The sequence below is a fragment of the Desulfobulbus elongatus DSM 2908 genome (genome assembly GCF_000621145.1).
GTDB lineage: Bacteria > Desulfobacterota > Desulfobulbia > Desulfobulbales > Desulfobulbaceae > Desulfobulbus > Desulfobulbus elongatus.
Genome location: NZ_JHZB01000017.1, coordinates 23,054 through 44,311, shown reverse-complemented (window position 1 = coordinate 44,311; position 21,258 = coordinate 23,054). Strand labels below are relative to the sequence as shown.

The 21,258-nt window shown below is 63.5% G+C and carries 18 protein-coding genes; 16 read left to right on the top strand and 2 right to left on the bottom strand.

Annotated elements, in window-relative coordinates; all coding sequences use genetic code 11:
• Nucleotides 1-3 precede the first annotated feature (3 nt).
• The 4 genes from cutA to Q362_RS0109860 all read left to right on the top strand — a co-directional run bounded on the left by cutA (nt 4) and on the right by Q362_RS0109860 (nt 4,492).
• Nucleotides 4-330: a divalent-cation tolerance protein CutA gene (cutA, locus tag Q362_RS0109875; protein ID WP_028318555.1), complete on the top strand. Its 327-nt coding sequence runs from the start codon at nt 4-6 to the stop codon at nt 328-330.
• 7 nt (nt 331-337) lie between these two features.
• Complete coding sequence (locus Q362_RS0109870) at nt 338-547, top strand: hypothetical protein (protein ID WP_028318554.1); 210 nt, start codon at nt 338-340, stop codon at nt 545-547.
• Between the two features lie 85 nt (nt 548-632).
• Nucleotides 633-2,465, top strand: a complete 1,833-nt coding sequence (locus tag Q362_RS0109865; protein WP_028318553.1) for a DNA topoisomerase IV subunit B — start codon at nt 633-635, stop codon at nt 2,463-2,465.
• Nucleotides 2,462-4,492 (top strand): DNA topoisomerase IV subunit A, encoded by a 2,031-nt coding sequence (locus Q362_RS0109860; RefSeq protein ID WP_035216287.1) that lies wholly within the window; start codon nt 2,462-2,464, stop codon nt 4,490-4,492. Before Q362_RS0109865 ends, Q362_RS0109860 begins: the two co-directional genes overlap by 4 nt.
• Before the next feature lie 109 nt (nt 4,493-4,601).
• On the opposite strand, the gene Q362_RS0109855 is transcribed toward Q362_RS0109860, so the two are convergent.
• The gene (locus Q362_RS0109855; protein WP_028318551.1) at nt 4,602-4,916 is read right to left on the bottom strand and encodes a BON domain-containing protein; all 315 of its coding nucleotides are present in this window, start codon (nt 4,914-4,916) and stop codon (nt 4,602-4,604) included.
• 534 nt (nt 4,917-5,450) lie between these two features.
• On the opposite strand from Q362_RS0109855, the gene coaD reads away from it, so the two are divergent.
• From coaD to Q362_RS20085, 3 genes are all read left to right on the top strand, one after another.
• A complete protein-coding gene (gene coaD / locus Q362_RS0109850; RefSeq protein WP_028318550.1) occupies nt 5,451-5,981 on the top strand; it encodes a pantetheine-phosphate adenylyltransferase in 531 nt (176 codons plus the stop codon).
• 176 nt (nt 5,982-6,157) lie between these two features.
• On the top strand, nt 6,158-7,345 hold the full coding sequence (locus Q362_RS22260) for an AI-2E family transporter (protein WP_051554057.1): 1,188 nt from the start codon (nt 6,158-6,160) through the stop codon (nt 7,343-7,345).
• A 78-nt stretch (nt 7,346-7,423) separates the two neighbouring features.
• Nucleotides 7,424-8,203, top strand: a complete 780-nt coding sequence (locus tag Q362_RS20085; RefSeq protein ID WP_051554055.1) for a TerC family protein — start codon at nt 7,424-7,426, stop codon at nt 8,201-8,203.
• Between the two features lie 307 nt (nt 8,204-8,510).
• Here the strand turns inward: Q362_RS20085 and Q362_RS20080 are convergent, their stop codons facing one another.
• On the bottom strand, nt 8,511-9,584 hold the full coding sequence (locus Q362_RS20080) for an acyltransferase family protein (RefSeq protein WP_051554053.1): 1,074 nt from the start codon (nt 9,582-9,584) through the stop codon (nt 8,511-8,513).
• A gap of 779 nt (nt 9,585-10,363) precedes the next feature.
• Here Q362_RS20080 and Q362_RS0109830 point away from each other — a divergent pair.
• The 9 genes from Q362_RS0109830 (at nt 10,364) to Q362_RS0109790 (ending at nt 21,158) form a co-directional block, all read left to right on the top strand.
• Complete coding sequence (locus tag Q362_RS0109830) at nt 10,364-11,188, top strand: SIR2 family NAD-dependent protein deacylase (RefSeq protein WP_028318549.1); 825 nt, start codon at nt 10,364-10,366, stop codon at nt 11,186-11,188.
• A gap of 173 nt (nt 11,189-11,361) precedes the next feature.
• On the top strand, nt 11,362-11,997 hold the full coding sequence (pdxH, locus tag Q362_RS0109825; protein WP_028318548.1) for a pyridoxamine 5'-phosphate oxidase: 636 nt from the start codon (nt 11,362-11,364) through the stop codon (nt 11,995-11,997).
• 60 nt (nt 11,998-12,057) lie between these two features.
• Nucleotides 12,058-14,241 carry a hypothetical protein gene (locus Q362_RS20075; protein ID WP_051554050.1) on the top strand — a complete coding sequence of 728 codons (2,184 nt, stop codon included), beginning with the start codon at nt 12,058-12,060 and terminating at the stop codon, nt 14,239-14,241.
• Between the two features lie 25 nt (nt 14,242-14,266).
• Entirely contained in the window at nt 14,267-15,712 is a 1,446-nt protein-coding gene (locus Q362_RS20070) for an FAD-linked oxidase C-terminal domain-containing protein (protein WP_084312549.1), read from the top strand.
• Nucleotides 15,705-16,961 carry a (Fe-S)-binding protein gene (locus tag Q362_RS0109810; RefSeq protein WP_028318547.1) on the top strand — a complete coding sequence of 419 codons (1,257 nt, stop codon included), beginning with the start codon at nt 15,705-15,707 and terminating at the stop codon, nt 16,959-16,961. The genes Q362_RS20070 and Q362_RS0109810 overlap by 8 nt, the downstream gene beginning before the upstream one ends.
• Nucleotides 16,958-18,223: a lactate racemase domain-containing protein gene (locus Q362_RS0109805; RefSeq protein ID WP_028318546.1), complete on the top strand. Its 1,266-nt coding sequence runs from the start codon at nt 16,958-16,960 to the stop codon at nt 18,221-18,223. Before Q362_RS0109810 ends, Q362_RS0109805 begins: the two co-directional genes overlap by 4 nt.
• A gap of 134 nt (nt 18,224-18,357) precedes the next feature.
• A complete protein-coding gene (locus tag Q362_RS0109800) occupies nt 18,358-19,716 on the top strand; it encodes a cytochrome c biogenesis protein ResB (protein ID WP_028318545.1) in 1,359 nt (452 codons plus the stop codon).
• Nucleotides 19,717-19,761: 45 nt separating this feature from the next.
• Nucleotides 19,762-20,616 carry a c-type cytochrome biogenesis protein CcsB gene (gene ccsB, locus Q362_RS0109795; RefSeq protein ID WP_028318544.1) on the top strand — a complete coding sequence of 285 codons (855 nt, stop codon included), beginning with the start codon at nt 19,762-19,764 and terminating at the stop codon, nt 20,614-20,616.
• 146 nt (nt 20,617-20,762) lie between these two features.
• A complete protein-coding gene (locus Q362_RS0109790) occupies nt 20,763-21,158 on the top strand; it encodes a cytochrome c3 family protein (protein ID WP_028318543.1) in 396 nt (131 codons plus the stop codon).
• Nucleotides 21,159-21,258 lie beyond the last annotated feature (100 nt).

The following is a 21,258-nucleotide window of genomic DNA, read 5'->3' as shown; positions in this document are numbered from 1 at the left end:
GCCATGACGCCCTATATCCAGGTGACCACCACCCTGCCCGACCGGGCCAGCGCCGAGCGCCTGGCCGCCCGCCTGCTGGAGGAGAGGCTTGCCGCCTGTGTCCAGATCAGCACCTGCACCTCCTGGTACCGCTGGCAGGGCGCCATCGAACGGGGGGAGGAACAGGTGTGCACCATCAAGTCGCGCCGCGATCTCTTTCCCAAGCTGTGCCGGGCCATCCAGGCCGACCATCCCTACCAGGTGCCCGAAATCCTGGCCGCACCGGTGGTGGACGGCGGCGCCGGCTACCTTGGCTGGCTGGAACAGGAACTGCTGCCCCCCACGGAGTGAGTCGATCATGGCAGACCAGCCCGACAAACCGGCGCGCGGCCGGAGACGGAAAAAAGAGTTCCGCTGCCACTGCTGCAAAAAGGAAAAACCCTTCTGTTGGAGCTGCGGCTGCGGCTTTCAGATCTGCCCGGATTGCTTCGAGGAAAACAAATGGGGCATGAGCAACGGCCCCACCTGGATCTGCCCGGACTGCGAGCGGGTGCATATGATGGAGTGAAACCGATGGGACCGGACGCGCTGTCTGCGATCGATTAAACAATAAATCAACCATGCTTTTGGTCACTTTGAAGCACACGACCTCCATGACCGAACACCAGTACGACGAATCAAAAATAAAAACGCTCAGTTCGCTGGAACACATCCGCAAACGGCCGGGCATGTACATCGGCCGGCTGGGCGACGGTTCCCATCCGGACGACGGCATTTACATCCTGTTGAAGGAAATCCTGGACAACGCGGTCGACGAGTACATCATGGGCTTCGGCAAGCGGATCGACCTCCATGTGGGCGAGGACGGCCTCTGCCGGGTGCGCGATTACGGCCGCGGCATTCCCCTGGGCAAGGTGGTGGAGTGTGTGTCGGTGATCAACACCGGCGCCAAGTACAACACCGAGGTGTTCCAGTTTTCCGTGGGCCTCAACGGCGTGGGCACCAAGGCGGTCAACGCCCTGTCCACCCGCTTCGCGGTCACCGCCTTCCGCGACGGCCGCTACAAGACCGCCCGCTTCGTCCAGGGACTGCTCGAAACCGAGGAAGAAGGCGACACCACCGAAAAAAACGGCACCCTGGTGGAATTTCTCCCCGACCAGGAGATCTTTGCCGGCTACCGCTTCGATCCCCAGTATGTGGACCAGCGCCTGTGGCGCTACGCCTACCTCAACGCCGGCCTCGGCCTGTCGCTCGACGGCGAGCTGTACCTGTCCAAAAACGGCCTGCTCGACCTGCTCGACCGCGAGGTGAACAGCGAACGGCTCTACCCGCCGATCCATTTCGCCGACAAGGCCCTCGAATTCGCCTTCACCCACACCGACGACTACGGCGAATCCTACTTCTCGTTTGTCAACGGCACCTATACCAGCGAGGGCGGTACTCACCTCTCCGCCTTCCGCGAGGGCATCCTCAAAGGCATCAACGAGTTCACCGGCAAGAAATTCAACGGCCTCGACGTCCGCGACGGCGTCGTCGGCATCCTGGCGGTCAAGGTGCAGGAGCCGGTGTTCGAGTCGCAGACCAAGAACAAGCTGGGCAACACCGACATCCGCGCCGGCATCGTCAATGCCGTGAAAGACGCGGTGGCCACCCACCTCTACAAGTTTCCGGAGACCGCCGAGGTCTTTGTCGACAAGGTGCAGCGCAACGAGCGGGTACGGCGCGAGTTGCAGTCGGTGCGCCGCGACGCCAAGGCCAAGGCCAAAAAAATCGCCTTCAAGATTCCCAATCTGAAAGACTGCAAATATCATCCCTCGCGGGGACACGCCTCCAAGCCAGGCCGGGAGAACATGCTGTTCATCACCGAGGGCCAGTCCGCCGCCGGCTCGATCGTGTCCGCCCGCGACCCCATGACCCAGGCGGTGTTCTCGCTCAAGGGCAAGCCGATGAACGTGCTCGGCCAGCGGCTGGACGTGCTCTACAAGAACGAGGAGATGTACTCGCTGATGCAGGCCCTGGACATCGAGGAGTCGATCGCCGACCTGCGCTACGACAAGGTGATCCTGGCCACCGACGCCGATGTCGACGGCCTGCACATCCGCAACCTGCTGCTCACCTTCTTCCTCCACTACTTCGAGCTGCTGATCAAGCAGGAGCGGGTCTATATCCTGGAAACGCCGATCTTCCGGGTGCGCAACCGGGAAAAGACCTTCTACTGCTACTCGGACCGGGACATGGACGAGGCCATCGCCGCGCTCAAGGCCAAGGGCAAGGGCGACCGCGCCATCGAGACCACCCGCTTCAAGGGGCTGGGCGAGATCTCGCCGCCCGAGTTCAAGCAGTTCATCGGCCCGGACATGCGGCTTCGACAGGTGCGGCTCGATTCCTTGAGCGAAGTCAGCCGGGTGCTGCGCTTCTACATGGGCAAGAACACGCCGGAACGCAAGCAGTACATCATGGACCACCTGATTCTGAGGCCGGTATGAGCGAGACCACCGAAGCCCCGCGCGGCAAGCTGCACCAGCTGTTCGACGCCAATTTCCTCGACTACACCTCCTACGTCATCCGCGAACGGGCCATCCCCGACGTGGACGACGGCCTCAAGCCGGTGCAGCGGCGCATCCTGCAGACGCTCGCCAACATGGACGACGGCCGCTTCCACAAGGTGGCCAACGTGGTCGGCGAGACCATGAAGCTCCACCCGCACGGCGACCAGTCGATCTTCGACGCCCTGGTCAACCTGGCCAACAAGGGCTACCTCATCGACCGTCAGGGCAACTTCGGCAACATCTTCACCGGCGACCAGGCCTCGGCGCCCCGCTACATCGAGTGCCGCCTGTCGCCGCTGGCCCGCGAAACCCTGTTCAACCGCGACCTGACCGAGTTCATCGACTCCTACGACGGCCGCATGCAGGAACCGGTGCGGCTGCCGGCCAAGATCCCGCTGCTGCTCCTGCTCGGTGCCGAGGGCATCGCCGTGGGCATGGCCACCAAGATCATGCCGCATAATTTTGGTGAACTGCTTACCGCCCAGATCGCCTGTCTGCGCGGCGAAGAGTTCACCCTCTACCCAGATTTTCCCCGAGGCGGCATCATCGACGCCACCGACTACGACCACGGCAACGGCCGGCTGCGCTGCCGGGCACGGCTTGCCCAACCCGACCCCAAGACCATCGTCATCACCGAGTTGCCCTACAACCTCACCACCCAGAATCTGATCGAATCCATCGAGAAGGCGGCCAAGGCCAACAAGCTGAAAATCGCCTCGATCAACGACTACACCGCCGAGAAGGTGGAGGTGGAGATCAAGCTGGCGCGCGGCGTGCTCGCGGAGGAAACCATCGACGCCCTCTACGCCTTTACCGACTGCGAGCTGAGCGTCTCGCCCAGCCTGGTGACCATCGAGGACAACCTGCCCCGGCAGCACAGGGTCGAGGAGGTGCTCAGGCGCAACACCGACCTGCTCAAGACCAACCTGGAGAAGGAACTGCGCATCGAACTGGGCCGGCTGGAAGAGAAATGGCACGCCCGCAAGCTGGAGCAGATCTTCATCGAGGAGCGTCTGTACAAGGAGATCGAGGAGAAGATCAACTACAAGGCGGTGGTCTCCACCGTCCGCCAGTCGCTGGTGCCCTTTGCCGAGGAATTGCAGCGCAAGATCACCACCGAGGACGTGGAACGGCTTCTGGAGATCAAGATCCGGCGCATCTCCCGTTACGACATCGACCGCCAAAGGAAGGAACTCCGGGAAATCGAGAAGGAGATCGCCCGGATCAAGCAGAGCCTGACCGACATGGTCGGCTTCACCATCGGCTATCTCGAAGACCTGATGGCCCGCTACGGCGAGCAGTTCCCGCGCAAGAGCGAACTGCGCGCCTTCGACGAGGTGGATGCCCGCGCCGCGGCCGCCGCCGACCTCACCGTCGGCTACCACCGGGAATCCGGCTTTCTCGGCCATAAGATCAAGGCCGAGGTCGGGACGGCCGATCTGGAATGCTGCTGCTCCGAGTACGACCGCCTGCTGCTGATTTTCAAGGACGGCCTCTACAAGGTGATCAACGTGCCGGACAAGCTGTTCGTCGGCCCGGATGTCCACTGGCTGGGGGTGGTAAAAAACGATCTGGTGTTCAACCTGGTCTACCGCCACGGCCCGGAGAACCTAGCCTACGTCAAGCGGTTCGCCATGCCCAAGTTCATCGTCGGCCGCGAATACCGGCTGTTCGAGGAGAACAAGCGCTCGGCCATCCTCCTGCTGCTGCTGGGCAGGGAGGGGTTGCGGCTTCGGGCCAGCCTGGCGCCCTCGGCACGGGCCAAGCACAACGCGGTCGAACTCGATCTCGACGAGGTGCTGATCAAGGGCGTCGGCGCCAAGGGCAAACGGGTGGCCACCCGCACGGTCCGCAAGGTCACGAACATCACCGGCACGCCGAAAAAACCGCAGCCCACGCCCATGGCGCTGCCGGGCATCGGTTCGTCACCGGACGAAGAGAACGGGCAGGAGACGGACGAATAGTCGTCCTATCGGGAAAACAAACACAAACGGGGCTGCGCGCAGCCCCGTTTGTGTTTCAGCCGGATCGAGCCGGGCCGGTATCAGCGGCCGGGCCGATGTTTTGTGCTTTTTATTTGATCTTGAGCAGGTTCTTGACCTTGCTCACTCCCTTGACCGAACGGGCGATCTTTTCCGCCCGCTTGACCTGCGTCTGGGAATCGACCGCGCCGGTCAGCACCACCTCGCCCTTGAACGTCTGCACGGAAACCGCCAGGCCGCTCACCTCCTTGTCGGCCAACAGGGCCGCCTTCACTTCCGTGGTGATGGTGGCATCGTCAACCACATCGCCGGCACTCCTGCCGGCCGGGGTGGTGCAGGAAACGGCGAACGACAACAGCACCGCCAGCAGAAAAGCAAGTCCAACACGCACACTGTTTCTTTCCATCTCTGTTCCTCCTTCACCTGACGTGTACAAAGATTTTCGACCATAATTCCCATGTGCGGCAAGCCAACCGGTCCCGTCCCCGAATCCCTCCTGCGGGAAAGAGGACCCGGCAAACCGCCCGTTGTCCAACCTGATGAAAACATTACTCAACTCCTCGCGGTTCCACAAGAGGGAATCCGGATGGCATCCGGGCGGTGCGTTCCGGGATTCTTCCGGAAAACTGCGGCGGCACCGGCGGCCTGTCCGGAGCGCCGTCGTTCCGGAAGCGAAAAAAAACGGGTGCGCGCGCCCGCCGCAGCCGGCGCCGATCCGCCCCGGAGCGGCCGTTTCTCGGGCCGGGACGACATAAATGTTTCTCTAATGCGTCCTCACCGGAATATAATATTGACGGGAAACAACCCTGTTTGCTATAGCTGAGCACCTTCCGGCATGTCGTCCGGCCTCCCCGCCGCCCACCGGCCCGAGGGCGATTGTCCAAGCGCGGCGGCCTGCACCGTCAGGCCAACATCCACAACGTACGCTACAGGATTTGCAATGAAAGGAATCTATGCTGGAAGTTACGATCCTCCGACCAACGGCCATCTGTGGATGATCGAACAGGGAGCGCGCCTGTTCACCAGATTTTATGTCGCGATCGGCCAGAATTCACAGAAGGAGTACTGCTTTACCCTGGACGAACGCCTGGAGATGCTCGAAGACCTATGCGCCCGTTTCGACAATGTCGAGGTGGTGCACTTCGAAAACAAGTTCCTAGTCAAATACGCCGAGTCGATCGGAGCCGATTACATCCTGCGCGGCATCCGCAACGAAAAAGACTATACCTACGAGCGCGGCATGCGCTACGTCAACGGCAACATGACCGATACCATCCAGACCCTGTTCATGATGTCCCCCCGCTACCTGGTGGAGGTGAGTTCCAGCCTGATCAAGGGGCTGGTGGGATCGGACGATTGGGAACAGGTGGTCCGCGAGTATGTCCCGGACACGGTCTACTACAGAATGCTGAGTAAATTCGGAGGGATAAATCTCAATCACGCCCGAAAGACCGCACTGGAAAAAATCTGAATGGACAGACCCTGTCCGCGTCATTAAGATAAGGACGTTCAGAGACCGCCTTGTGCGCATAAGCGGGTAGCAGGCGGGGCAACGCTTTTTTTTCGCGGGACCGGCCCGCCGCTTGATCGCACGGGGGAATGGCTTCGCATCGTCAACGGAATCGGCCCCAGCCTCCCTTTTCTTCCATGAGCCACCACGAGAACCCGTTCCACCTCCTGCCCCACCCCTGGGACCGGATCCTCCCCCACGTCGCCACGGTCATGGTCTGGGGCCTGTTCTTCGGCCTCATCTACCTGCTGCGCTCCTTCTTTCTCCTGCTGTTCCTCACCTTTGTCTTTGCCTACATCCAGGCGCGCAGCGTCAACCGCCTCGAATCCCGCATCAACAACAGAATCGTGCGGGTGGTGCTCGTGGCCCTGCTGCTGCTCAGCATCCTGACCGCGGCCGGTATCTTCCTGGTGCCCAAGGTGAAAAAACAGACCGAGGTTTTTGCCAGTCAGTTCACCACCTATCTCTACCGGGTCGACCAGGAACTGTTCAGCCTGAGCACGCGCTACCCCCTGCTGGGCGAACTCGTGCCGGAACTCGCCGGCAGGCAGGAGCAGAACGCGCCGGAACCGGGAGAAAAAAAAGGATTGAAGCACTCGCCCACCGCATCCATGCTGCAGCAACTGCTTCGCCTGGGCGAGGCCGGCGGGGTGCAGAACGTCAACCACGTGTTCGGAACGCTCGGCAACATCGGCGGCAAGATCGCCTCCGTGACCTCGGCCTTTCTCCTCTCCCTGCTGTTTTCCTTTCTCATCGTGCTCGACCTGCCCAAGCTGGGGGCCAGCGTCCGGGAACTGGAATCGACCAAACTGCGGTTCATCTACCGGAGCGTGGCCGGCAATATCCGCGATTTTTCCCAGGTCCTGGGCAAGGCGCTGGAGGCGCAACTGATCATCGCCATGATCAACTCCTTCCTGACCGCCATCGGCATCAGCCTGCTCGGTCTGGGCGAGCACATGGCCTTTTTGTCGGTGATCGTCTTTTTCTGCAGTTTTTTTCCGGTGATCGGGGTGTTCATCAGCTCCATCCCCATCTGCCTGATCGCCCTGCAAACCGAGGGGTTGCAGGTCATGTTCCTGGCCATCCTGCTGATCACCATCATCCATCTCATCGAAGGCTACATCCTCAATCCGAGGATCTACGGATCGTACATGCGGATCAACTCCGTGATCATCCTCATTATTCTCACCATCGGCGGCAAGCTGTTCGACTTCTGGGGCCTGATCCTGGGCGTGCCGATCTGTACCTATGTGTTCGGGCACGCCATCCGCTTCAGGCAAAAGGACGAGCCCGATGCGGCTTCCTCCCTCCCCGAGGACCGATAAGGCGACATTCCCGTTCGCCCTGTGCGGCTTGGCCGCCGGGGCTTGCCATGGCAGGAAAAAAAACGACAAGACGACGGTATGGACTGGATATTCGACATCGGCATCTGGAGTTCGCTGCTCACGCTCACCGTTCTCGAGATCGTGCTGGGCATCGACAACATCGTCTTCATCACCCTGCTGGTGGGACAGCTGCCGGAGCACAAACGCCCCTTTGCCCGGCAGTTCGGCCTGCTGGCGGCCATGGGCACCCGCATCGTCCTGTTGATGTCGGTGGCATGGTTGGCCAAGCTGGTGACGCCGCTGTTTGCGGTGCTGGACCACCCGGTCAGCGGCCGCGATCTGGTTCTCCTGCTCGGCGGTCTGTTCCTCATCTACAAGGCGGTCATGGAAATCCACGGCAGCCTCGAGGGCGGCGAGGAGAACCGCGGCCCCAGGCACCTGGCCTCGCACCTGCCCCTGGTGATCGGCCAGATCGCCATCATCGACATCATTTTTTCGCTCGACTCGGTGATCACCGCAGTGGGACTGGCCGACCATCTTTGGGTCATGATCACCGCCATCGTCCTGGCCATCGGGGTGATGATGTTCGCCGCCGCCCCCATCGGCGAGTTTGTCGAACAGCATCCCACCGTCAAGATGCTGGCCCTGTCCTTTCTCGTCCTGGTGGGCGTCGCCCTGGTCGCCGAAGGCACCGGCCACGCCATGCCCAAGGGGTATCTCTATTTCGCCATGGCCTTTTCGTTCATCGTGGAGATGCTCAACCTGCGTCTGCGCCGCAAGGCCGCGCCGGTTCATCTGCACAAGATCCACGGCGAAGCCGGCGGACAACCGGACGCCTCCGGGCGCGGACAAGGCTAGGCCGGCTGCCGGCGCTGCCGGCATGAAGCCAACACGCAGCGCGCCTACCCACCGGGTGGGCATATCGTTTCTTTCCTCATCCGATCAACGCGTTCATGAAGCCATGTGACCGGTGTTCGGACTGGCCGGTACTGGCCGCAGCTTCACCCTTATTGAGCCGACCGTGGACGGCGAGCCGTTCGGTTGGATTCCAGCGCCATCCCGAGACACCGGAAGGCTTGGCGACCATCCCCCGCGGACTCCCGGTCATCCGCCCCACCACCGCATTCGCTTCTCCTTCTTTCGTTTGCGCGCCGTATCGCCGCCTTCAGCGGCCTCCGGTGATCACGCCGAGCAGGCCGGGGCACACATCCCTGAGCAGGCGATGACAGCACACCAGCAGGGCCATCACCACCACCGGGATGGTCAGGTACAGGATCAGCACGGTATAGGGACCGTCCAGGGGAATGTATGTGTAGGCCAACAGGCGCAGGATGCCCAGCAGGGGTTCGTGGGCCGCATAGACGAAAAAGCTGGCGCCGCCGAGGGCGAGCAGGGCGTGGCACAGCCATTGGCTGCGCACGGCAAATTTGGTGAGATAGAGGGTGACGAGCACCCCGGCGATCAGTCCGGTCCGGTGGATATAGATGTTGAACCAGTCCTCATACCAGATGACGTCGGCGATCAGCATCGGCAGATACACCAGGACAATGGCCGTGCCGAACCGGTCCAGGGCAAACAGGTTCCGGCCCTTGATGCCGCAGAAGGCGCCGGCGGAAAAAAAGAGCACGCCCACGGCGGCCGGGGCGTAGATCGGCCAACTTTCGGTCACCCAGCACAGATACACCGCCAGGAAGAACGGGATGGGCAGAAAGCGGACCATGACCGCCAGCACCGGCGCCAGCAGCACCAGCAGCATGAGGTCGCGGATAAACCAGAAGTGGTAGGCAACGGGATAGCCGTGCACCCCGAACAGGGCGGTGAAATATTCCGGCAGGTCATAGTCCGCGATCATCTTGCCCGCGCCGGTGAAATAGGGCCGGAAGGCCGGAATGGCCTGAACCAGGGCCAAAAAGGCCATGCCCACCAGGTTCCAGAAGACAAACGGGACGAACAGGCTGCGCAGCCGGGTGGCGATCTTGCGCCAATAGGTCTGTTTTGACCAGTGGAAGGTGGCGAAAAAGAGGTAGCCCGACATCAGGAAAAACAAAGGCACCGCAATCCGGGCGATGCCCTCCGAGATGAGGATGCGCACCCAATTGGTGAAACCGTTGACGTCGGCGGTGCCCACCGTGCCGCCGGCATAGCCGATGACGGTGTTGTAGCCGTGGATGTAGATGACGCCGATGATCGGCGGGAAACGGAGAAGTTTGAGGCGGAGCGAAGCTGCACTGTCGAGCATGACCGGTCGGATTGTCAGAGGGGTGGGGGAATCGGAGGGAACGGCAGGCCGAAAAAGAGCCGGACCGCAAGGCGCGGCGGACTCCTGCCGGCAGGGAGAGCCGCCATGGGCTGGTGCCGGATCTTGCGGCCCTCCGCGTTCGTTGTCAGCGGCGGCCGCCGGGACGGGGACCGCCAGGACCGCCGGGGCGAGGACCGCCGGGGCCGCCGGGGCGAGGACCTCTCTGCCCGTCGAAGCGTGGCGGCCTGCCGGGACCGCCATGGTAATAATGACCACGGGGGTAATGCCAGGAACGGTAGCCGAAGGAGAAACCCGGATAATAATACGGCCATCCCGGCGCAACCCCATACCCATAGGCGGGGCCTCTGTACCACGGATACGGTGAATAATACCAGGAAGGCCACCAGGGATAAGAATAAGGACGCGTGGTGTAGTAATACGGATACGAACCGTAAGTGTAGGGCTCGTCGTAATAGGCCACGCAACCGGTTCCGGCCAGCAGAAAAACCGCTGCCGCAAGCAAAAGACCTTTCATGGTGCACCTCGTGTTGAGCCAATGTGACCAGCGTTCCGACCACACTGTACCATATCTGTGCGCCGATGGGCACCGGTCTCTTGCCGCGTGCCTGCCTTCCCCCTCCCGAACCTGCGGCCGACGACGACGAAATTCCCTTGAAAAAGTTGTTTTTCTGTACTTCATTCATCGTCAGTCACCACTCACCGCTCCCAGATGCCGGCACAGGCATCGCGGGCGCCCCCATGCCAGAGGAGACGAGCCCATGCACGAAGCCGTGCGCACTGTTCTGCGAAAGACAGCCCAGGGGACCGGCAGGATCACGGTCCTGACCGGGGCCGGGATTTCAGCGGAGAGCGGCATTCCCACCTTTCGCGGCCCCGAGGGGTACTGGACCGTGGGCTCCCAGGTCTACCAGCCCCAGGAGATGGCCACCTTCTGGATGTTCACCCATCAGCCGGACGAGGTGTGGAAATGGTATCTGTACCGCATGGGCGTGTGCCGGGCCGCCGAACCCAACCCCGGCCACCGGGCCCTGGTGGCGATGGAGCAGCGCTTCGGCGACCGCTTCGCCCTGATCACCCAGAACGTCGACGGGCTCCATCTCCGGGCCGGCAATTCCCCGGAGCGCACCTACCAGATCCATGGCAACATCAACCACATGCGCTGTTCCCTGGAGTGCAGCGAGGCGATCTATCCCATTCCGCCGGCGGTCCGGCCGAAAACAAAAGACACGCACCTGACCGACAGCGACCGGGAACTGCTCCGCTGCCCGCTCTGCGGGGCCCGTTCGCGGCCGCACATCCTCCTGTTCGACGAGAGCTACAACGAGCACCACTATCACTTCTACAGCTCGCTCAAGGCGGCCCGCGAGACCGCGCTGCTGATCGTGGTCGGCACTGCCGGCGCCACCAATCTGCCCAATCAGGTCGCCCTGGAAGTCCACCGGCAGGGAGGAATCATCGTCGATGTCAACATCGAGACCAATCCCTTTGCCCAACTGGCCGAGAAAAACGGCCGCGGTTTCTTCGTCCAGGAGCCGAGCGCCTCGGCCCTGCCCGCCATGGTGGCGGCCATGACCGCCGACTGATTTTCCCGCCTGTCAGGGTTTTTCTCCTTCCCGAACCCATACCCGTGTCACTGCTCCGGTACGCCCGATGCACGGCTATGCCGCCGTGGCCTGCGGCACGACGCTTTGCTCCAAGAAGGGGGTTGATTTGTGGGGGCGGACAGCGTATTTTGCTGCGGTGACGGAGGCAAGAGATGGACATCAAGGGATTGCGCAAAGAATACACCTGCCCGGTGCTGAGCCGGGAAATGATGGCCCCCGACCCGTTCGACCAGTTCACCGCCTGGTTCAACGAGGCCTGCGCCGCCGGGTTGGCCGAGCCCAACGCCATGACCCTGGCCACGGCGGGCACGGACGGCCAGCCGACCTTGCGCACCGTCCTGCTCAAGATCTTCGACCGCGACGGCTTTGTCTTCTTTACCAACTACCGGAGCCGCAAGGCCCGGCAGATCGGCGAGAACCACCGGGTCGCCCTGCTCTTTCCCTGGATCGGCATGGCCCGCCAGGTGACCGTCACCGGCCGGGCCGAAAAAATCAGCGTGGCCGAATCGGCCCGCTACTTTGCCAGCCGGCCCCGGGACAGCCAGTTGGGCGCGTGGATTTCCCGGCAGAGTTCGGTGCTCTCCTCGCGCCAGATGCTGATGATGGAGCTGGCCCACATGAAAACCAGATTCCTCAAGGGGGAAGTTCCCCTGCCCGATTTCTGGGGCGGCTTTCGGGTCAGGCCGGACAGCATCGAGTTCTGGCAGGGCCAGACCAGCCGCCTGCATGACCGCTTCCTCTACACCCGCAGCGACGCGGGCTGGACCATCGAACGGCTGTCTCCCTGATGTCCGCTGCCCCGCGTCCGCGCCATACCTCGAACCCCTTCCGCCCCGCACAGCCCCGACATGCGTAGATTCCTGTTTTCCTGCATTCTCCTCCTGGCCTTCGTGCTCACCGCCACTGCCGAAGAAACGACGAATCCTCCGGACCGGCCCGTGCCGCCGCCGCTGCTGCATCCCCGGGGACACGCTGCCCCGCCGGCGGCCAAGCCCGAGTGGCTGCCTCTGCCGGCACCGTCTCCGGCATTGCCGTCCTCGCCCGTCCCCCTCCGACCCGACGAGCCGCAGCCCCGCCCGGTCGAGCAGAACGGCAAGCCGCCGGCGGCCGTGCAGAAAAAGGCTGCGGCCGCACCCGCTGCTGGCGCCGAGGCACCGGTGAAAAAAAACGCCCGATCGAACCAGCGCGCCAAGAATCAGGTCGCCAGGCAGGTCGGCCCGGGCAACGCCGTTCCCCCTCTGCTGGCCGCCGCGGTTGACGATGCGTGGACGGTCAGACAGCAGGCCTCGCTCTATCTCGACCTGTTCCCGTCTCTCAGGACGCTGCGCCAGGTGACCGCCACCCCGCCGCTGCTGGCCGGTATCCGCCGGGAATATGCCGCTTCTTCCGAGGCTGCCGAGCCGGAGATCGTCATCGAGTCGATGCTCGCCAAAAAGCTGATGCAGCAGGAGGAGGAACAGCGCTCCAGCGACACCCTGGACATGCTCACCGCCCTGATCGAGTTGCAGAAAAACATCAGGCAGCAGATCGTCGTCGTCTCGAAAAAACAGAAAGCCAGTACATCCGAGTCGGAGAAGCTGGACCTCCAGGAGGAACTGACCCAGCTCGACAAACAGCTTGCCGAAACCACCGTCGACTTTGAACGGATCGCCACCGGGGTCTCTCCCCAGGTCTTCGACACCCAGGAGAAGGTCACCTTCAGTTGGAAGGACGAGCTGACCACCCTGCTCGAACCGAGCATCAAGGAGCTGAAGCAGCTCACCGCCCGGGCCCGGCAGAAGACCGAGCTCAAGGAAACCATCGACGACTACAACCAGCAACTGGCCACGGCCCGCGGGGCGGTCGGGCATCTCAACACATTGATCGCCGAAACCGAGAATCCCGCCATCAAGACCTATCTCGGCGAACTGCTGCCCGCCTGGCAGAATGTCGAAAAACGGATTGGCAGCAAGCTGGATCTGGCCCAGAGAGAACTGACCAAGCTGGAGGACAAGGAGGTCTCGCTGTTCGAAAGCTCCGGCAACTCGGTGCGGGAGTTCTTCCGCGATCGCGGCTGGTACCTGCTGATCGCGGTGCTGGCCTTCGCCGCCATCCTCCTGGCCTGCCGCCTGTTCGCCCGCCTGCTCTTTTTCATCATCCCCGGCGCCCGCAAGGAGCAGCGCCCGCTTCATGTCCGCATTCTCGACATCTTTTTCCAGATCTTCTCGGTGGCCTCCGCCATCTTCGGCCTTATTTTCGTGCTCTATATCGCCGAGGACTGGCTTTTGCTCAGCGCCGCGATCATTCTCCTGGTCGGTGTGGTCTGGGCGGTGCGCCAGACCCTGCCCAAGATGTGGCAGCAGGTACGGCTCCTGCTCAACATGGGGTCGATCCGCGAGGGCGAACGGGTGGTCTACAACGGCGTGCCCTGGAGGATCGAGGCGCTCAACGTCTTCTGCAAGCTGCACAATCCGGCGCTGGGCATGTACCTGCGCATCCCGGTCGAGAACATGATCGGCCTGGTTTCCCGGCCCTATCATGCCGACGAGCCGTGGTTTCCCTGCAAACGGGGCGATTGGATCGCCATCGACGGCAAACCCTTCGCCAAGGTGGTCAGCCTCTCCCACGAGCAGGTGGAGGTGGTCGAGATGGGCGGCCGCCGGACGGTCTACCAGACGAGTACCTTTCTCGGCAAATCGCCCTCCAACCTGTCCCGCAACTTCAACCTGCGGGTGGTGTTCGGCCTTTCCTACGATTTGCAGGCTGACATCACCACCACCGTGCTGGAAACTCTGAAGGACTTCATCCAAAAGAAGATGGAGGAACACGGCTACGCGGAGGATTGTCTCAGCCTGAATGTCGATTTTCTCCAGGCCGGGCCCTCCTCGCTGGACGTGGCCGTCATGGGGGATTTCAAGGGAGAGATGGCGCCGGCCTACCGGCGGATCGAACGCGCCCTGGCCAAGTGGTGCGTGGACTGCTGCAACGCCAACGGCTGGGAGATTCCCTTCCCGCAGATGACCGTGCATCTCCCCAAGGAAGGCGGCGCCTAGGCGCAGGAGGACGAGAAGGATGCCCATGCCGGCCGAGCATATCCTGCACCGACTGGCCGACATCGTCGGACCGGAACACGTTTCCGTCGCCACGGTGGACCGGATCACCCACTCGTTTGACGCCACCCAGCGCCAGTGCCTGCCGGATGTGGTGGTCCATCCCGGCGACACCGGAGAGATCAGCCGGATCGTCCGCCTGGCCAACGAGGAGCGGATTCCCATCCTGCCCCGGGGGGCGGGCAGCGGCTTCACCGGCGGCAGCCTGCCGGTCCGGGGCGGCATCGTCCTGGTGCTCACCCGCATGAACCGGATCCTGGAGATCGACACCGACAACCTGATCGCCGTGGTCGAGCCGGGGGTGGTCACCGGGCGCCTGCAAAGGGAAGTGGAACGGCTCGGACTCTTCTATCCGCCCGACCCGGCTTCCAAGGATTTCTCCACCTTGGGCGGCAACATCGCCGAATGCGCCGGCGGCCCGCGCTGCGTCAAATACGGCGTGACCAGGGATTATGTCCTCGGCCTGACCGTGGTCACCCCCACGGGCAACGTCATCCGCACCGGCGGCCGCACCATGAAAAACGTGGTGGGCTACGACCTGACCCGGCTCTTCGTCGGCTCGGAGGGGACCTTGGGTATCGTCACCCAGATCATCCTCCGCCTTCTGCCCAAGCCCGAGGCCCGCAAGACCATGCTGGTGGCCTTCGCCGCCATCGACGGCGCCGCCCAGGCGGTCTCGGCCATCATCCGCGGCAGGATCATCCCCGCCACCCTGGAGTTCATGGACGGCGCGGCCATCGACTGCGTGCGCCGCGCCACCGACCTCGACCTGCCCCCGGACTGCCGGGCGGTGCTCATCATCGAGGTGGACGGCGACCGCGCCCTGCTCGACGGCCAAGCCCGGAAAATCCTCGACATCATCCGGCCGCTCGGCGTCCTGGAAACGCGGGTGGCCGAAACCGCCGGGGAGTCTGAGGCCATCTGGCAGGTGCGGCGCAGCGTCAGCCCGAGCCTGCGCGCCCTCAACCCCCACAAGTTCAACGAGGACATCGTCGTGCCCCGCTCGCGGGTGCCGGAGATGATCCGCGCCCTGGAGGCCCTCTCGACCCGGTACGGGGTGCCGATCGTCAACTTCGGCCATGCCGGCGACGGCAACATCCATGTCAATGTCATGGTCGATCTCAACCAGCCCGGCATGGACGCCACGGTGCACCAGGTCTTGGACGAAATCTTCCGCACCGTCGTCGGGCTCGGCGGCTCGGTGAGCGGCGAACACGGCATCGGCACGGCCAAGGCCCCCTACATCGGCATGGAACTGGACCCGCCGACCCTGGCCGCCATGCGGGCCGTCAAGCAGGCCCTGGACCCCAACAACATCATGAACCCCGGCAAAATCTTTCCGGAGAACGGTACGACCGCAGCTGCCGGCGAGGCCGATCCTGCGGCCGACCCGTCCGCATCCGACCATGGCTGAAGGCAAACCGCTGGAACAGTTTCAGGACGAGATCGCCCAGTGCGTGCGCTGCGGCGCCTGCCAGGCCCACTGCCCGGTGTACCTGGAAACCGGGCGCGAGGGCTCGGTGGCCCGAGGCAAGATCGTGCTGGCGGCGGCGGTGCTGGCCGGCGAGGCGGGTCTGGACGAGCGGCTGCACGAGGAGATCGGCCTGTGCCTGCTCTGCGGCTCCTGCGTGGCCAAGTGTCCCAACAAGGTGCCCACCGACGCCATCGTCGCCGCCCTCCGGCGGCGGATCGTCGAAGAACAGGGCCTGTCGCCGCTGGGCAAGGGGGTGGCCGCGCTCACCGGTTCCAAACCGCTCCTCGCCTCCCTGGTCAAGGGCGCGGACCTGCTCGCCCCGGTTTTGTTCAAGAAAATCCCGGCAACCAGCGGCCTGCGCCTGCGGTTCGCCCCAACGGCGCTGAAGGGGCGCAGCCTGCCGCCCCTGCCGGAACGCACGCTCTTCGCCCGCGTGCCGGAATTTCTGGAGGGCGATCCAGCCCGACCGACGGTCGGCATCTTCGCCGGCTGCGCCCTCACCTACCTCTATCCCCAGGTCGGCGAGATCCTGGTGCGTTTGCCGCACCGGCTCGGTTGTTCGGTGTACCTGCCCCGGACCCAGGGCTGCTGCGGCATGCCGGCGCTCTCCTCGGGCAACGGCCCGCTGGTCCATACCCTGGCGGCGGCGAACAACAAGGCCTTTGCCGACCGCGACCTCGACTGCATCCTCACCGCCTGCGCCTCCTGCCGCGGCATGCTCGCCGGCTACGCCGCGGAAACGGGCCGGCCCCTGCCCGCCCAACTGGTCGATATCCATGTCTTCCTCCACCAACAGGGAATGGCGGCACAGTTGGCGGCCCTGCCGAAATGGCCGCAGCGCCTCACCGTCACCTACCACGACCCCTGCCACCTGCGCACCGCCGGCATCACCCGCGAACCGCGCGAGCTGCTCCGCGCCCTGCCGCAGGCGGATTTCGTCGAGATGGAGGACGCCGGCCTCTGCTGCGGCCTGGGCGGGACCTTCACCGCCGCCCATCCCGAGTTGAGTCGGGCGATCGGCGACCGCAAGCTGGCGGGGCTCACGGCCAGCGGCGCCACGGTGATCGCCAGCGCCTGCCCCGGCTGCATCCTCCAGTTACAGGACATCATCGACCGGGCCGGACTGCCCGTCAGGGCCGTGCACACCCTGGAACTGCTCCAGCAGGCCCTGACCGAATCGGAGCCATGAGCGGCGTCTGGACCGTCCCCCTGCGCTACGGCAGGGGCCAACTCGACTGCGCCGTGCCGACAGACGCCGATATCCTGACGATCCGCGAGCCGCAACCCGAGGTGAGCCAGGCCGCCTTTTGCGAAGGGTTGCGCCGGCTGTTGCCGCAGCCGCTGCCGACAGGTCCCATCGTCATCGTCGTGGCCGACAAGACCCGGCTGTGCGGCTATGCCACGGCCCTGCCCTGGCTGGTCGAGGCGCTCTGCCGGGAGCACGGTGCGGCGCGCTCCCGCATCTGCTTTCGCATCGCCTACGGCACCCATGCCCCGCAGAGCGAGGCCGAATCGCTGGCCGCCTACGGCCCGATCTACGCGGACTTTCCCTTTGTCCACCACCGGTGCGCCGCGCCGACGCGGTTTGCCGAGCTGGGGCGCACCAGCCGGGGCACGCCGGTCCGCATCCGCGCCGATCTGCTCGAAGCCGGGCTGATCCTGACCGTGGGCGCCATCTCCCACCACTATTTCGCCGGCTTCGGCGGCGGCCGCAAGCTCCTCTTTCCCGGCCTGGGCGAACGGGAGGCCATCTATGCCAACCACCGCCTCTTCCTCGACACCGACCGGAGCACGTTGACGGCCGGCTGCCGGCCGGGCCGCCTGACCGGCAATCCCCTGGCCGAGGATCTGGCCGAAATCGATTGTCTCCTACCGCCGTATCTGTCCATCCACGGGTTGCTCGACAGCCGGGGCAAGGTCGCCGCCTACCGCTTCGGCGCAACCGCCACCGATTTTCTCGCCGTCTGCCGGGAGCACGACGCCCTCTATCGGATCGACAACGCCGGGTCGTACGATCTCGTCCTGGCCTCGGCCGGCGGTTTTCCCAAGGACATCAATCTGATCCAGGCCCACAAGGCCATCGACAACGCCGCCGCCTTTGTCCGCGAAGGCGGCACCCTGATCCTTCTGGCCGAATGTGCCGACGGCATCGGCTCGACCACCTTTCTCCCCTCTTTCGAGATGGGCGGACGCAAGGCGGCCTTTGCCCACCTGGCGCGGCACTACAGCGGCAACGGCGGCACGGCCCTGGCCCTGATGACCAAGACGGAACGGATTCACATCCACTTGATCACGGCCCTGGACAGCGAACTCTGCCGCCGGATAGGCGTGAGCCGCATACGCCTGGAAGAGGCGGACCGCCGGGCCATGGCCGCCGGCACCATGGCGGTGATCCCCAATGCCTCGCTGCTGATTCGGGGCGAGGCCGGCACGATCACTCCCACGGAGTGACCTTTTCGTCGCATCGCCGCGATTGCCGGTTGCCAGTTGCGCACCGTTCATGCTAAGGAGAGAGTTCAATTCTGATACCGGTTTTTTTCCCAGGCAACACACCCCCTCCCGCACAGGATTTTTCGCTGCATTCCATGACCACGACAAAGAAGAACGCTTCTCTCGGTTTGTTCGCCTCAGTCCAGCTCGCCCTGTTCCTGCTCTGTCTTCTGGCCAGCACCTCGATCATCGGCACCATTGTGCCCCAGAACAATCCCGCCGCCTTCTACGTCGAGCGGTACGGCGCCGCCACGGCCCGGTTCTTCCAGCTCCTCGACATCCCGGACATGTACAATTCCTGGTGGTTTCTCGGCCTGCTCACCCTGTTCGCCGTCAACCTGATCGTGTGCAGCGCGGACCGCATTCCCCAGGTCATCCGCCTGGTCCGCCGGGACAGCCTGGCCATCGCTCCCGAGCAACTGGAGAAATTTCCCCTGCGCAGCGAGCGCCACCTCGTCGAAGACGTGCCCGCGGCAGCCGCCCGGGTGACGACGCTGCTGCGGCGGCACGGCTGGCATGCCCGCACGGCGCCGCTGAACCCCGGCCTGCTCTGTTGCGCGGAAAAAGGCAAGTGGAGCCGATTCGGCGTCTATGTGGTCCACTGTTCCATCCTGGTCATCCTGGCCGGTGCCCTGCTCGGCTCCTCGGCGGTGGCACACAAGGTCTTCCGGAACCCGCTGTTCGCCTTCAAGGGCTCGGTCATGCTGCCGGAAGGCGAGCGCACCGCCCATATCTTCGCGCACAAGGGGGGCGAGCGCCTCGATCTCGGCTTTGCCCTGCGCTGCGACGACTTCACCATCGAGTATTACGGCAACGGCATGCCGAAGACCTACCGCTCGACAGTGACGGTGTTCGATGGCGGCGCGCCGGTGCAGACCACCGACATCGAGGTCAACAGACCGCTGACCTACAAGGGCGTCACCTTCTACCAGTCGAGCTATCATCCGTTTCAGGAGTATCGGGTTGCCTTGAAGAAACAGGACGGGAGCGCCGCCACCACCGCGCGCATCTCCGCGGCCCGGCAGATGGACTGGCCCGAGGGCGGTGTCAGCTACGGCATCATCAACCGGGAGAGCCAGGGCGAGGTGACGCGGCGCCTGAAAATATGGTTCACCGACAATCAGGGCGAGCCCTCCGTTTTCTGGGTGAACGCCGACCAGGAAGCGGCCATCGAGCGGCCTTCCGGCATCTATCTCCTTACCATCGGCCAGCGGTACGCCACCGGCCTGCAGGCCACCAAGGACCCGGGGGTCTGGCTGGTCTACGGCGGCTGCCTGCTCATGCTGGTGGGGCTGTACATCGCCTTTTTCCTGTCGCACCGGCGAATCTATGTGTACATGCAACCGGACGAAACAGGCTGCCACCTTCTTTTCGCTGGCGACGCCAACAAAAACAAAGTAGGGTTTGAAAATAATTTCGCTCAACTTATCAACAAGTTGGACAGCAACACCTGAGTATTTCCCTTCTGTCAACTACCTGCCGCGCAACGGATAGACCCTATGGACAGTTCGCAACTCTTCGGCATCGCCATGATTGCCTATCTTCTGGCCGCTGCCTTTTATCTCGGCCTCTTTCTCTTCAAAGTCGAACGGATCGGCCTGGTCGGCACGCTGCTGGCCCTGGGCGGCACCTGCGCCCAGACCGCGGCCATCGGCCTGCGCTGGCACGAGTCGTATCAGTTGGGGGTCGGCCATGCGCCGCTGACCAACATGTACGAATCGCTGGTCTTCTTCGCCTGGTGCACCTCCTGTTTCTACCTGGCGCTGGAATACCGGTTCAAGACGCGGATCATGGGCGCCTTCGTCATGCCCTGCGTGGCCATGGCCATGGCGTACGCCTCGTTTTCCGACCGGATCGATTCCCAGATCAACCCCCTCATCCCCGCCCTGCAATCGAACTGGCTGATCGCCCACGTGGTGACCTGTTTCATCGGCTACGCGGCCTTTGCGGTGGCCGGCGGTCTGGGCCTGATGTACCTCCTCAAGCAATCGGCGGCAACCAGACCGAACCGAAGCGGCCGGGGCATGACCGATGCCCTGCCGTCGGTGCAGGTGATCGACGACCTGACCCACAAAACCATCGTCTTCGGGTTCATGTGGCTCTCGGCCGGCATCATCACCGGCGCGGTCTGGGCCAACGAAGCCTGGGGCACCTACTGGAGCTGGGACCCGAAGGAAACGTGGTCGATCATCACCTGGTTTCTCTACGCCCTGACCCTGCATGCCCGTTTCACCAGGGGATGGCGCGGCCGGCGCATCGCCTGGCTGGCGATCCTCGGCTTCATCGCGGTTTTCTTTACCTATTTCGGCGTGAATTTCCTCCTGTCCGGTCTCCACAGTTACGGTTCGGCCTGAGGCGTCGCGCGGGGATGACCGGCGCGAAGAAACAACGGATGCGTTCTTGTCGCCTTGACAATCCTTCGGCCGTCACGCTATAACGTGCCCAGTGCAGGCATTGTGTTCATTTCTGAAGCAAACGAGTCGCAACGAGGAGGTTGGTCATGAAAAAAACGCTGATTTGCGGCGTTTTCGTGGCATTCTGTTGTATCCCCTGTTCCCTGGGCGAGGCCACCAGTGCCGACAAGGGGTCGCCGGAACTCACCCTGCAGTCGACCATCGATCCAGCGAACCCGGCAAAACCGGCCTATTTCCCCCACGGTGCCCACCAAGCCCGCCTGGAATGCAAAACCTGCCACCACGGCAAGACCGAGGAGGGGAAACGGCTTTCCTACGTCGAGGGGCAGAAAATCGAAAAGTGCGAATCCTGCCACAACAGCAAGGCGGGCATGCCCGACAAACTGGCCTCCTTCAAGAACGCCGCCCATACCCTCTGCCAGGGATGCCACCGCAAGAACAATCCCGATCTCGTCAAGTGCGTCATCTGTCATAAGAAATAGCTGACAAGACAGACGCCCCCATATAAACAAAAAGGCTGCTCTTTTGAGAGCAGCCTTTTTTATTGTCACCCCGCAAGGGGCGCACATTTGTGCCGCGCCG

What these genes read in the sequence shown, in the direction of transcription:
- Q362_RS20075 (WP_051554050.1), top strand. Translation starts at nt 12,058, where the DNA reads ATGCGTAGATTCCTGTTTTCCTGCATTCTCCTCCTGGCCTTCGTGCTC.
- Q362_RS0109805 (WP_028318546.1), top strand. Translation starts at nt 16,958, where the DNA reads ATGAGCGGCGTCTGGACCGTCCCCCTGCGCTACGGCAGGGGCCAACTC.
- cutA (WP_028318555.1), top strand. Translation starts at nt 4, where the DNA reads ATGACGCCCTATATCCAGGTGACCACCACCCTGCCCGACCGGGCCAGC.
- Q362_RS0109870 (WP_028318554.1), top strand. Translation starts at nt 338, where the DNA reads ATGGCAGACCAGCCCGACAAACCGGCGCGCGGCCGGAGACGGAAAAAA.
- Q362_RS0109790 (WP_028318543.1), top strand. Translation starts at nt 20,763, where the DNA reads ATGAAAAAAACGCTGATTTGCGGCGTTTTCGTGGCATTCTGTTGTATC.
- Q362_RS0109800 (WP_028318545.1), top strand. Translation starts at nt 18,358, where the DNA reads ATGACCACGACAAAGAAGAACGCTTCTCTCGGTTTGTTCGCCTCAGTC.
- Q362_RS20080 (WP_051554053.1), bottom strand. Translation starts at nt 9,584, where the DNA reads ATGCTCGACAGTGCAGCTTCGCTCCGCCTCAAACTTCTCCGTTTCCCG.
- pdxH (WP_028318548.1), top strand. Translation starts at nt 11,362, where the DNA reads ATGGACATCAAGGGATTGCGCAAAGAATACACCTGCCCGGTGCTGAGC.
- Q362_RS22260 (WP_051554057.1), top strand. Translation starts at nt 6,158, where the DNA reads ATGAGCCACCACGAGAACCCGTTCCACCTCCTGCCCCACCCCTGGGAC.
- Q362_RS20070 (WP_084312549.1), top strand. Translation starts at nt 14,267, where the DNA reads ATGCCGGCCGAGCATATCCTGCACCGACTGGCCGACATCGTCGGACCG.
- Q362_RS0109830 (WP_028318549.1), top strand. Translation starts at nt 10,364, where the DNA reads ATGCACGAAGCCGTGCGCACTGTTCTGCGAAAGACAGCCCAGGGGACC.
- ccsB (WP_028318544.1), top strand. Translation starts at nt 19,762, where the DNA reads ATGGACAGTTCGCAACTCTTCGGCATCGCCATGATTGCCTATCTTCTG.
- Q362_RS0109865 (WP_028318553.1), top strand. Translation starts at nt 633, where the DNA reads ATGACCGAACACCAGTACGACGAATCAAAAATAAAAACGCTCAGTTCG.
- Q362_RS0109855 (WP_028318551.1), bottom strand. Translation starts at nt 4,916, where the DNA reads ATGGAAAGAAACAGTGTGCGTGTTGGACTTGCTTTTCTGCTGGCGGTG.
- Q362_RS0109860 (WP_035216287.1), top strand. Translation starts at nt 2,462, where the DNA reads ATGAGCGAGACCACCGAAGCCCCGCGCGGCAAGCTGCACCAGCTGTTC.
- Q362_RS0109810 (WP_028318547.1), top strand. Translation starts at nt 15,705, where the DNA reads ATGGCTGAAGGCAAACCGCTGGAACAGTTTCAGGACGAGATCGCCCAG.
- Q362_RS20085 (WP_051554055.1), top strand. Translation starts at nt 7,424, where the DNA reads ATGGACTGGATATTCGACATCGGCATCTGGAGTTCGCTGCTCACGCTC.
- coaD (WP_028318550.1), top strand. Translation starts at nt 5,451, where the DNA reads ATGAAAGGAATCTATGCTGGAAGTTACGATCCTCCGACCAACGGCCAT.